The following is a 12,267-nucleotide window of genomic DNA, read 5'->3' as shown; positions in this document are numbered from 1 at the left end:
ACAGCAAAAAGGCCGTGGCGCTTGTTGCCGCCACGGCCTTTTCCCGATCGGGTTCCCGCTTACTTCTTCGGGTACTTGATCGTCATTTCCTTCAGCAGGTTGTCGGCATGGTCGACTTCCTTCATCACCCACAGCATGTAGCGGATGTCGACGTGGATCGCGCGCGTGATGGCGCTGTCGAAGTACCAGTCCTTGGTGATCGATTCATAGGTCGAGTCGAAGTTCAGGCCCACCAGTTCGCCGCGCTTGTTCATCACGGCCGAACCCGAGTTGCCGCCGGTGGTGTCGGCGCTCGACAGGAAGTTGACCGGCACGGTGCCCAGCACCGGGTCCTTGAACACGCCGTAGCGTTTCGCCTTGATCGCGTCGAGCAGTGCGTTCGGTGCGATGAACGGATCCTTGCTGGTCGCCTTTTCGACAATGCCTTCCACGGTGGTGAACGGCCCCTTGACCAGGCCGTCGCGCGGCGCGTACGGCGCCACGGTGCCGTAGGTCACGCGCAGCGTCGAGTTGGCATCAGGGTAGACCGGCTTGCCCTGCGACTTCTTCCAGGCGATGACGGCCGCCATGTACTGCGGGATCACGCGTTCGAGGTTGCCGTCGATCTCGTTGCGGCGGTTTTCCAGGCCCATGCCCGTGTCATGCAGGCGCACGGCGAGCTGGATGAACGGATCGTTCGACTTGCGGAAGGCCTCCGGGTCCTTGCCGATCCAGGCCAGGCGCTTGGCGGTGTCGTCCATGTCGGTCGCCTTGTACATCGCGTTCAGCGCGGTCGGCGCCGGCAGCAGCGCGTCCAGGCCCTGCGGATGCACCCGGGCGTCGATGCGCGCGTAGCGCGCCAGCGCGGCGCCCCAGCGTGCTTCGTCGACCTGCGGCACGAAGGACTGCTCCAGGCGGGTCAGGCGCGCCTTGATGAAGGAGAGGTCGCGTTCCTGGTAGCCGGCTTCGCGCTGGGCGTCCGGCTTCTGGCGCTCCAGCGCCAGGCGGTACAGGGTGCGCGCACTTTTCAACAGGTCGCTGTGGGTCGCCTCAGCCCAGGCGCCCTCCTGGCGCGAGGCCGCCATGTCCTGGGCGATCACGTTGTCCAGCTCGAGCAGCAGGTTCTTCGATCCGCTGCCGCCATGCTGCTTGTGCCAGGCACGGAACTCGGCATCCTGCACGTCCTTGATGGCGGCGATGTCCTTGCGCGCGAAGCCGTCCAACAGGCCCTGGGTCTTCTTGAGCACGTTGTTCAGGCTCTTGGCAACGCTGGCGTAGCGCACGTCCCAGGCCGGGTTGCCCATGGTGGCGGCCGAGATCACCGACAGGTCGGCGGTGATGGCAGCGACCTTGGCCGGGAAATCGACGTCGCGCGCGAAGCGGATTTCGCTCGGCAGCTTATAGCGGCTGGTGCGGCCCGGGTAGCCGGCCAGCAGGATCGGATCGCCGTTCTTCAGGCCTTCGCTTGATACCACCAGGAAGTCCTTCGATTTGTAGGGCACGTTGTTCGGCGACGGATCGGCCGGGCGGCCGTCCGGGCCGACGTAGGCGCGCAGGAAGGAGTAGTCGCCGGTCTGGCGCGGCCACTCGTAGTTGTCGATGTCGCCGCCGAAGTTGCCGATGCGGTCCGACGGCGCGTACACCAGGCGCACGTCGCGGATCATCAGCTGCTTGATGCGGTAGTACTCGAGGCCGCGGTGGAAGGCCGGCACCGAGCAGCGCACCGACTTGTCGGTCTCGCATTCGGCCACCAGGGCCTTGATGCGCGATTCCACCAGCTCGTGGCGCTCGCGGCCCGACATCGACGGCGACAAGCCTTTCAGGACGCGGTCGGTCACGTTCTCGAGCTTCTCGGTGACGTAGACCAGGGTATTCGGGCCGCCCGGCAGCTCCTCGGCGCGGCTCTTCGCCAGGAAGCCGTTCACGATGTAGTTCTTCTCGGGCGTTGCGTTGCGCTGGATGGCGCCGTAGGCACAATGGTGGTTGGTGACGATCAGGCCATTCGGCGACACGAAGGAGGCCGAGCAGCCGCCCAGCGAGACGATCGCGCTCATCGGGTGTTTGGTGAGATCGGCGAGCTTCTCGGCCGGGATGGTGATGCCGATGCGTTTGAGTTCGGATTTGAGTTGCGGCAGCTGGTGCGGTTGCCATTGGCCTTCATCGGCGGCAGCTAACGCCGCGACGCCCATCAGGGCGACCGGCAGGACAAACGATTTGAACAAAGTGGAACCCCAGGTGAATAAAAAGCAGCCCGGAGTATAACTTTCTTATATGTATGTCGGGGTCGTTTTTTGGCGTCTTGACAGGCTGCCGCAGCGTGCGGGCGGCAGCCCTGTCCTGCTTACTTCTGCTTGCGACGACGGGCCGCGAAACCGAGCGCACCCAGACCGAGGAGCGCCAGGCTGGCCGGTTCCGGCACCTGGGCGCCGGCGGTCTCGAAGTTGAAGTTCATGGTCTCTTCGCCGGTGAAACCGATGCGCACGTTGTCGACAAAGCCGCGGAAGGTTCCAGCCCAGCCGGAGCCGATGCCGAACTCGATGCCGAGGATGGCGGTCGATGTGCTGAGCCTATCGAAAGGCTGGGGAGTCGGCGTCACCGGCGTGGTGCCCGCTGCCCAGGCGTCCAGCGTCATGTCGTAGTCTTCGACAGTGGTGCCGACCGGCGAGAACTTACGCTGCCACCAGTAGTCGTCCTCCAGATCGCTGGAGACCCAGGCGTTCTGGATGGTGGCTCCATTGTAGACCTGCTCCCAGATCAGGTAGCCGCGGTCGCCGGCCGTGTTCTGGTTTCCGTCGGCGTCATACCAGAGGCGCATGGCGGGAGCCAGGTGCGGCGCCGAGCTGCCGGCGGCGCGGAACCAGTCGAGCCCGACCACATCCACATTACCCAGCGTGCGGCCGCTCACGAAGCCCCAGGAATAGGCGAAGTCGGCCTTGCCGCTGCCATCCGTCGACGACATTTCGACCGAGCCGTTGCCGTTGCGCGGATTGGCATTGGTGATCCCGGCGAAGGTATTCGAGGTGTAGCCATTGGACGTACCCCGGAAATTGGTCAGGTACCAGCTGTTCGCGGTCGGCATGGTGCCGACGCTGGTGACGGTGATGGTGGCAGCCTGGGCGGCGCCTGCGCCCAGCAGGGCGAGGACAACGGCGGAACGAAGCAGCGATTTCATGACATCTCCCTTGTTTTGATTGGAACGCAAGGGGATATGCAAAATGGATGCCAAGGAAACTTTATTGAGACATATCAACAACTTAACTGAATTGTTGGTGTAACAGAGTGACCGACTGTTAAATTTCCCGACAGCTCATCCTTGCATCTGGTCGGCGTTCCAGCCGCCGCCGAGCGACTGGATCAGCGCCACCGCCGCCGCCTGGCGGTCGGCCTGCACCTGCACCAGCGAACGGCGCGCGTTCAATGCCGTGGCCTGGGCCTGCACCACCTCCGAATAGCTGACCTGCCCGGCGCGGTAGCGGTTCATGATCTGCTGCTCCACCCGGTCGGCCGCCTCCGAGGCCACGCGCCGCAATTCCTGCTGCTGTTCCAGCACGCGCACAGTGGTCAACTGGTCTTCGACGTCGGCAAAGGCGTTCAGCACGGTCTGGCGGTAACGTGCCACGGCCGCCTGGTGGCGTGCCTCGGCGCCGGCCACGCTGGCGCGCGTGGCGCCGGCGTTGAAGATCGCCTGCGCCGCCGACAGGCCGAAGGACCAGGCGGCGTTCGAGGCCGAGAGCAAGTCCGAGACCCGGCTGCCGCCCGTGCCCAGCGAAGCGGACAGGCCGATGTTCGGGAAGTAGGCCGAGCGCGCGATGCCGATTTCGGCGTTGGCGGCGGCCACGTCGCGCTCGGCGGCGGCGATGTCGGGGCGGCGCTGCAGCAGCGTGGACGGCACCCCGACCGGGATCGCCGGCACCGTCACGCGCCACTCGGGCAGCGCGGCAAGCGTGAACTCGGCGGGCGCCTTGCCGACCAGGACCGCGATGGCGTGTTCGAACTGGGCGCGCTGGCGGTCGAGGGACAGCGCGTCGTTGCGCGCATTGGCCAGCTGGGTCTCGGCCTGCAGCACGTCGGTACGCGCGACGATGCCAACCTTATAGCGGTTCTGGGTGATCTGCAGCTCGCGCTCGTAGCCGGCGATGGTGCGGGCGAGCAGCGCACGCTGGGCATCGAGCGCGCGGATGGTGAAGTAGTTGGCGGCCAGCTCGCCCTGGGCCGACAGGCGTGCGCTGGCCAGGTCGGCAGCCGTCGCCTCGGCGCCCGCCTGGGCGCTGGTGACGCCGGCGCGCAGGCGGCCCCACACGTCGGGCTCCCAGCTGCCGCCCAGGTTCAGGCGGAAGGCATTGTCCGCACCCTGGTTGCGTACCCCGGAGCGGTCGCCGCTCAGGTTCAGGTTCACGCTCGGGAACAGCGCGGCACGCTGCTGTGCCACGGCGGCGCGCGCCTGCGCGTAGTTGGCGACCGCCACCGCCACGTTCTGGTTCGAGACTTCGACCGCGCCCGCCAGGTCGTTCAGCAGCGGATCGTTGAACAGCTGCCACCAGGGCCCGCGCTCGAGCGCGTCGGCGGGCGCCGCCGGCACCCAGCCCTGGGCTTCCTTGAAGGCCACGGGTTCCGGCGTCGACGGCCGCTGGTAGGCGGGACCAACGGCGCAGCCAGCCAGCAGGCTGGCGGCAAGGGCGATCAGGTGGAGGCGAGATACGGTATGGAGTCGCATGGCTGTCATTTATTTTGCTGGAATCGGATCGGCATCGGCGTGGCGGGTCAGCTCGTGCTCGTCCGCCTTCCTGGTGCGCAGCTTGTCGAGCAGGACGTAGACCACCGGCGTAGTGAGCAGGGTCAGGAGCTGGCTGGCGATCAGGCCGCCGATGATGGCAATGCCGAGCGGGCGGCGCAGCTCCGAGCCTTCGCCGAAGCCGATCGCCAGCGGCAGCGCGCCCAGGGCGGCGGCCAGGGTCGTCATCAGGATCGGGCGGAAGCGCAGGATGCAGGCCTCGCGCACCGCTTCCATCGCGGACAGACCACGGGCGCGCTCGGCCTCGAGGGCGAAGTCGATGATCAGGATCGCATTCTTCTTGACGATGCCGATCAGGAGGAAAACGCCGATCAGCGCGATGATCGAGAACTCCATCCGGAACAGCAGCAGCGCCAGCACCGCGCCCACGCCCGCCGAGGGCAGCGTCGACAGCACCGTCACCGGGTGGATCAGGCTTTCGTACAGGATGCCGAGCACGATGTAGATGACGATGATGGCGGCCAGGATCAGCATCGGCTGTTCCTTGTTCGATTCCTCGGCGGCGCGCGCCGTGCCCTGGAAGCTGCCGCGCACATTGGTCGGCATGCCGATCTCGGCTTCGGCGCTGCGCACCGCCTCCTGCCCGTCTTCCAGGTTGAAGCCCTGGGCCAGGTTGAAGGACACGGTGGTGGCCAGTTCGCCGTCCTGGTGGTTGACCGAGGTCGGGGTCGAGCTCTCGGCGAAGCTGGCGATCGCCATCAGCGGCACCATGGTGGTGGCACCGGAGGACAGGGCTGATCCGCTGGAGGGGTCGCGCGCCGCCGTCAGGTTGGTCGGGGCGGAGGGGGTGCCGCCTGCGGCGGTGGCGCTGGTGGATGTGCCGCCGGTGGACGCACCGCCGGTGGAGGTGCCGCCGGTGGAGGTGCCGCTTGTGGACTGGGTGCCGGACTGGGCTCCCGCGCCTCCGTTCCCGCGCGCCGGCACATAGACGTCGCGCAGGGCTTCCGGCGACTGCGCGTAGCGCTGGGCCACGCCCATGATCACGCGGTACTGGTTCAGCTCATCGTAGATATTGGCCACCTGGCGCTGGCCGAAGTTGTTGTACAGCGCGTTGTTGACGTCGCGCGTGCCGATGCCCAGGCGCGCCGCGGTGTCCTTGTCGATGGTGACGAAGGTCTCCACGCCGTTCTCGGCCTGGTCGGTATCGACGTCGACCAGGGCCGGCTGGCGCTTCATGGCTTCGGCCAGGCGCGTCGCCCATTGCTTCAGGTCGGCCGCGTTGTCGCTCTTGAGCGTGTACTGGTAAGTAGAGTTGCTGGAACGCCCGCCCATGCGCAGGTCCTGCACCGGATTCAGGAAGATCGACACCCCGGTCACGCGCGCCAGCCTGGGGCGCAGCCGGGCAATGACGGCCTGGCCGGTATCGCCTTCCGCGCGCTCGGCCACGGGTTTCAGGTTGATGAACATGAAGCCGCCGCCGGCGCGCCCGCCGCCGGTAAAGGCGACCACGGTATCGACCGCCGGGTCGCGCTTGATGATGTTGACCAGCTGGCGCAGCTTGCCCTGCATGGCCTGGAAGGAGATGCTCTGGTCGGCGCGGATGCCGCCGTTCAGCTGGCCGGTGTCCTGCTGCGGGAAGAAACCCTTGGGCGCGGCCGCGAACAGGTAGACGTTCAGGCCGACGACAAAGGCCAGGATGATCATCACCAGCAGTTTGCTGTCGAGCGCCCAGTCGAGCGCGTGCTCGTAGCCGCGCAGCACCTTGCCGAAGCCCTTTTCGGACCAGCGTGCGAGAACCCCGGGCTTCTTTTCCTTGTTTTCCTTGCGCAGCAGCCAGGCGCACATCATCGGCGTGGTGGTCAGCGAGATCACCAGCGAAATCATGACGGCCGCCGACAGCGTCACCGCGAACTCGCGGAACAGGCGTCCCACCTGCCCGCCCATGAACAGCAGCGGGATGAACACGGCCACCAGCGAGAGCGAGATCGACAGCACGGTAAAGCCCACTTCGCGCGCGCCCAGCAGCGCCGCCTTCATGCGGTCCATGCCGGCCTCGATGTGGCGTGCGGTGTTCTCCAGCACCACGATGGCGTCGTCCACCACGAAGCCGGTGGCGACCGTGAGGGCCATCAGCGACAGGTTGTTCAGGCTGAAGCCCAGCATGTACATGACGCCGAAGGTGCCCAGCAGCGATACCACCGTCGCGACCGCGGGAATAATGGTGGCGCGCACGCTGCGCAGGAAGACGCTGACCACCAGCACCACCAGCAGGATCGACAGCACCAGGGTGAATTCGATCTCGTGCAGCGAGGAGCGGATCGAGTTGGTGCGGTCCGAGGCCACCTGCAGGGTAACGTCACCCGGCAGCTGGGCCTGCAGCGTGGGCAGCAGCGCGCGCACGCCGTCCACGGTCTCGATCACGTTGGCGTCCGGCTGGCGCGTCACCAGCACGATCACGGCCGGCTGGCCGTTGAACAGGCCCAGGGTATTCACGTTCTCGACGCCGTCGATCACCTCGGCCACGTCGCGCAGGCGGATTGCCCCGCCGTCGCGCCAGGCCACCACCAGGTCACGGTATTCGGCCGCCTGCGGCCGCCCTTCTCCCTTGGCCGTGGTCGGCGCCGAATAGATCTGGAAGCGGTTGCCGCCGCCTTCGATCGCGCCCTTGGGGCGATTGGCATTGGTGGCCTGGATCGCGGCGCGCACGTCTTCGCTCGACAGGCCGTACTTGTTCAGCGCATACGGCAGCAGCTCGACCCGCACCGCCGGCAGCGAGCCGCCACCGATCTCGACCTCGCCCACGCCCTTGACCTGGGCCAGGCGCTGCTGGACCAGATTCGAGACGGACTCGTAGATCTGGCCGGGCGAACGGGTTTTCGAGGTCAGCGCCAGGATGATTACCGGCGCGTCCGACGGGTTGGCCTTGCGGTAGGTGGGGTTGCTGCGCAGCGTGGACGGCAGGTCGACGCGCGAGGCATTGATCGCCGCCTGCACTTCGCGCGCGGCGGAATCGATCTTGCGATTCAGGTCGAACTGCAGGCTGACCCGGGTCGAGCCATTGCTGCTGCTCGAAGTCATCTCGTTGACGCCCGCGATCACGCCCAATCGGCGCTCGAGCGGCGTGGCCACGCTCGAGGCCATGGTCTCGGGGCTGGCGCCGGGCAGCGACGCCGACACGGAAATGGTCGGGTAGTCCACCTGCGGCAGCGGCGAAACCGGCAGCACGAAGAAGGCCGCGATGCCGGCGAGCGCCAGCCCGATCGTCAGCAGGACGGTCGCGATCGGGCGCTCGACGAAGGGGCGTGACAGGTTCATGCGCCCACCTGCTCCGGCTTGTTCGGCGCCTTGCCGGTCCTGCGGCGCGCCAGGCGGTCGAACGCCAGGTAGATCACCGGCGTGGTGAACAGGGTCAGGAGCTGGCTGACAATCAGGCCGCCAAAGATGGCCAGGCCCAGCGGGCGGCGCAGCTCGGCGCCCTCGCCCCAGCCCAGCATCAGCGGGACGGCGGCGAACAGCGCGGCCAGGGTCGTCATCAGGATCGGGCGGAAGCGCAGCAGGGCGGCCTGGCGGATCGCGTCCAGCGGCGACTTGCCCTCGTCGCGCTCGGCCTCGATGGCGAAGTCGATCATCATGATCGCGTTCTTCTTGACGATGCCGATCAGGAGGATGATGCCGATGATCCCGATCACGCCCAGGCCCTGGCCCGTGATCCACAGGGCCAGCAGCGCGCCCACGCCGGCCGAGGGCAGCGTCGACAGGATGGTCAATGGGTGGATGTAGCTCTCGTACAGCACGCCCAGCACGATGTAGACGCAGACCACCGCCGCCAGAATCAGCCACAGCTGGTTCGACAGCGAGGCCTGGTAGGCGCCCGAGGCGCCCAGGAAGGTCATGCTGACGGAATTGGGCATCTTGATCTCTTCGCCCGCCTCGCGAATGGCGTCGACCGCGGTGCCCAGCTTGACGCCGTCGGCGGTGTCGAAACCGACGGTGGCGGCCGGGTATTGCGCCACGTGGGTGATCTGCAGCGGCGCCTCGGCCTGGCGGATGGTGGCCACCGCCGACAGCGGCGTCGGCTGGCCGGAGCCCGTGCGCAGCTGCAGGCGGCTCAGGGCTTCGATCGACATGGCTTCGTCCTGCTGGGCCTCGAGGATCACGCGGTACTGGTTGGTCTCGGTGAAAATGGTCGAGACGATGCGCTGGCCAAAGGCGCTGTACAGCGCGTCGTCGATCGAGGCCGCCGTGATCGACAGGCGCGAGGCGGTGTCGCGGTCGATGTCGATGTAGGCGGCCGAACCCACCGCGCCGGCATCGGTGGTGACGTTGCGCAGCTGTTTTTTCGTTGCCATCTGGGCGACGAGCTTGCGCGCCCACTCGTTCACGGTGGCGCTGTCGGCGCCTTCGATCGACAGCCGGTACTGGGTCGGGCCGCTCTCGGCGTCGATGGTGAGATCCTGGGTCGGCTGCAGGTACAGGGTCACGCCGGCCACGCTGGCCACGCGATTGCGCAGGCGCCCCATGATCTCTTCCTGGTCCCCACGCCCCTCGCGCTTCAGGTTGATCAGCATGGTGCCGGTATGCAGCATGGTGTTGTTGGCCGCGTCCACGCCCACGTAGGAGCTGACCGATTCCACCGCCGGGTCCTTCAGCACTTCGGCCACCGAGGCCTGCTGCAACCTGGCCATGTCGGCGTAGGAGATCGACTGGCGGGCCTGCAGGCGGCCCTGCAGCTGGCCGGTGTCCTGGGTCGGGAACAGGCCTTTCGGGATGATCATCCACAGCAGCGCGGTGAGGACCAGGGTGCCGAGGGCCACCAGCAGGGTCAGGCCCTGGCGCGCCAGCACCCAGCCCAGCGCCACGTCGTAGCGCTGGATCACACGGTCGAAGAAGGCCTGGGTGCGCTGGGCCAGGCGGCCCGGACGTTCTTCTTCGTGGCTCTTGAGCCAGCGCGCGGACATCATCGGCACCAGGGTCAGGGACACCACGGCGGAAATCAGGATCGTCACGGCGAGGGTCACCGCGAACTCGCGGAACAGGCGTCCGACCACGTCGCCCATGAACAGCAGCGGGATCAACACCGCGATCAGGGACACAGTGAGCGAAATGATAGTGAAGCCGATCTGGGTCGCGCCCTTGATTGCGGCCGCCATCGGCTTTTCGCCCTCTTCGATGTAGCGCGCGATGTTCTCGATCATGACGATCGCGTCGTCGACCACGAAGCCGGTCGCGATCGTCAACGCCATCAGCGAGAGGTTGTTCAGGCTGTAGCCCATCAGGTACATGATGCCGAAGGTGCCGATCAGCGAGATCGGCACCGCCAGGCTGGCGATCACGGTGGCGCGGATGCTGTGCAGGAAAGCGAAGATCACCAGCACCACCAGCACCACGGCCAGGATCAGTTCCATCTGCACGTGGTGGACCGAGGCGCGGATGCCGGCGGTGCGGTCGCTCAGCACGTCCATGCGCACCGAGGCCGGCAGACCCGCCTGCAGCTCGGGCAGGCGTTCGCGGATGCCGTCCACGGTGGCGATCACGTTGGCGCCAGGCTGGCGCTGCACGTTGAGGATGATGGCCGGCTTCAGGTTGGCCCAGGCGCCGATGCGCACGTTCTCGGCGCTGTCCACCACCTGGGCCACTTCCGTGAGGCGCACCGGCGCCCCGTTGCGGTAGGCGACGATCAGGTTCTTGTAGTCTTCCACCGTGACCAGCTGGTCGTTGGCATTGATCGCATACGAGCGCGTCGGGCCGTCGAAATTGCCCTTGGCGCTGTTGGCGTTGGCCGCCGTGATGGCGCTGCGCAGCGTGTCCAGGCCCAGGCCGTAGGAAGCCAGCGCCTCGGTATCGGCCTGGATCCGCACCGCGGGACGCTGGCCGCCGGACAGGGTCACCAGGCCCACGCCCGAGACCTGGCTGATCTTCAGCGCCAGGCGCGTATTGACCAGGTTCTGCACTTCGGTGAGCGGCAAGGTATCCGAGGTGATGGCCAGGGTCAGCACCGGCGCGTCGGCCGGGTTGACCTTGGCGTACACCGGGGGCGCCGGCAGGTCCGTCGGCAGCAGCGAGCCGCCGGCATTGATCGCGGCCTGTACCTCCTGCTCGGCCACGTCGAGGGTCTGGCCGAGGCCGAACTGCAGCGTCACCACCGAGACCCCGGCCGCGCTAGTGGAACTCATGCGTGTCAGGCCCGACATCTGGCCGAACTGGCGTTCCAGCGGCGCGGTGACGGTGCGCGCCATTACTTCCGGGCTGGCGCCCGGGTACAGGGTCTGCACCTGGATGGTCGGGAAGTCCACCTGCGGCAGCGCCGACAGCGGCAGGAAGCGGTAGCCGACCAGGCCCGCCAGCACGATCGCCAGCATCAGCAGCGCCGTGGCGACCGGTCGTTTGATGAATGGCGCGGAAGGACTCATTGGCCGGCCTCGATCATTGCTGCTGTCCCTGGCGTTGGCGACGTCCCTCACCCTGCCCCGCGCCGCCCTGTCCGCCGCGTGCGCCCTGCGGCCGATCACCCGGCAGCGTCACCTTGGCGCCGTCGCGCAGACGGTCCGCGCCTTCAGTAATCACCTGCTCGCCGGGCTTCAGGCCGGTGGCGATCTGCACCTTGTCCACCGTCGCCTGCCCGCGCGTGACGGCGCGCTGCGACACCGTCTTGTCCTTCGCATTCAGCACATACACGAAGTCGCCGTTGGCGCCATGGCGCAGCGCCGTCACCGGCACCACCACCGCGTTCTCGATGGTGTCGAGCACCAGGCGCAGGTTCACGAACTGGCTCGGGAACAGCTTGTTGTCCTGGTTGGTGAAGCGCGCCTTGGCGCGCACGGTGCCGGTCTGGACGTCGACCTGGTTGTCGAGCGCGATGAAGCTGCCGTTGGCGAGGACGTCGGTGCGGGTGCGGTCCAGGGCCGTGGCCGGCAGCTTGGCACCCTGCGCGATGCGCTGCTGCATGGCAGGCACCTGGTCTTGCGGGACCGTGAATTCGACGTCGATCGGCGACAGCTGGGTGATCACCGCGACGCCGTTGGCGTCGCCCGTGCTGACCAGGTTGCCGATATCGACCGTGCGCAGGCCCACCCGGCCCGAGATCGGCGCCTTCACCTGGGTGTAGCCGACATTCAGCTGGGCCAGGCCCTCGGCCGCGCGGTCGGTCGCGACCGTGCCCTCCAGCTGCTTGACCAGCGCCGCCTGCGTATCGACTTCCTGGCGCGCGATCGACTCCTGTTCCAGCAGGGTGCGATAACGGCTCAGGAGCAGGCGCGCATTCTCGAGCTGTGCCTCGTCGCGCTGGCGCTGGCCGCGTGCCTGCAGCAGCGCCATTTCGAAGGGACGCGGATCGATGGTGGCCAGCACCTGGCCGGCCTTGACCGCCTGCCCTTCGCTGAACAGGATCTTCTGGACCACGCCCGCGACCTGCGGCCGCACAGTGGCCGTCGCCGCCGGCACCACGGTGCCGAGGGCATCGATGTTGACCGGGATGTCGGTCTGTTCGGCGGTCGCGACGCCAACCGTGGTGGCTGGCGCGCCGCGCCCGCCGAACAGACCGACATCCCGGTCAACAT

The 12,267-nt window shown here is 67.3% G+C and carries 6 protein-coding genes; all 6 read right to left on the bottom strand.

The features are described 5' to 3' along the window. Window positions 1-59: 59 nt before the first annotated feature. On the bottom strand, window positions 60-2,201 hold the full coding sequence (locus LK542_RS23340; RefSeq protein ID WP_374040248.1) for a S46 family peptidase: 2,142 nt from the start codon (window positions 2,199-2,201) through the stop codon (window positions 60-62). Window positions 2,202-2,320: 119 nt separating this feature from the next. Then, complete coding sequence (locus tag LK542_RS23335) at window positions 2,321-3,151, bottom strand: PEP-CTERM sorting domain-containing protein (RefSeq protein WP_227813791.1); 831 nt, start codon at window positions 3,149-3,151, stop codon at window positions 2,321-2,323. 135 nt (window positions 3,152-3,286) lie between these two features. Beyond that, on the bottom strand, window positions 3,287-4,693 hold the full coding sequence (locus tag LK542_RS23330; RefSeq protein ID WP_227813790.1) for an efflux transporter outer membrane subunit: 1,407 nt from the start codon (window positions 4,691-4,693) through the stop codon (window positions 3,287-3,289). Window positions 4,694-4,702: 9 nt separating this feature from the next. Beyond that, window positions 4,703-8,026 carry an efflux RND transporter permease subunit gene (locus LK542_RS23325; RefSeq protein WP_227813789.1) on the bottom strand — a complete coding sequence of 1,108 codons (3,324 nt, stop codon included), beginning with the start codon at window positions 8,024-8,026 and terminating at the stop codon, window positions 4,703-4,705. Next, on the bottom strand, window positions 8,023-11,121 hold the full coding sequence (locus LK542_RS23320) for an efflux RND transporter permease subunit (protein ID WP_227813788.1): 3,099 nt from the start codon (window positions 11,119-11,121) through the stop codon (window positions 8,023-8,025). Before LK542_RS23320 ends, LK542_RS23325 begins: the two co-directional genes overlap by 4 nt. 13 nt (window positions 11,122-11,134) lie before the next feature. Beyond that, window positions 11,135-12,267, bottom strand: a 1,133-nt coding sequence (locus LK542_RS23315) for an efflux RND transporter periplasmic adaptor subunit (protein ID WP_227813787.1), incomplete at its 5' end; no start/stop codon positions are given.

The sequence above is a fragment of the Massilia sp. IC2-477 genome (genome assembly GCF_020707265.1).
GTDB lineage: Bacteria > Pseudomonadota > Gammaproteobacteria > Burkholderiales > Burkholderiaceae_D > Telluria.
The sequence above is the reverse complement of the archived record's forward strand: the minus strand, read 5'-3'. Positions and strand labels throughout refer to the sequence as shown.

Excerpts from the sequence above, each read along its gene's own strand:
- LK542_RS23335 (WP_227813791.1), bottom strand. The coding sequence starts at position 3,151 with ATGAAATCGCTGCTTCGTTCCGCCGTTGTCCTCGCCCTGCTGGGCGCA.
- LK542_RS23330 (WP_227813790.1), bottom strand. The coding sequence starts at position 4,693 with ATGCGACTCCATACCGTATCTCGCCTCCACCTGATCGCCCTTGCCGCC.
- LK542_RS23325 (WP_227813789.1), bottom strand. The coding sequence starts at position 8,026 with ATGAACCTGTCACGCCCCTTCGTCGAGCGCCCGATCGCGACCGTCCTG.
- LK542_RS23320 (WP_227813788.1), bottom strand. The coding sequence starts at position 11,121 with ATGAGTCCTTCCGCGCCATTCATCAAACGACCGGTCGCCACGGCGCTG.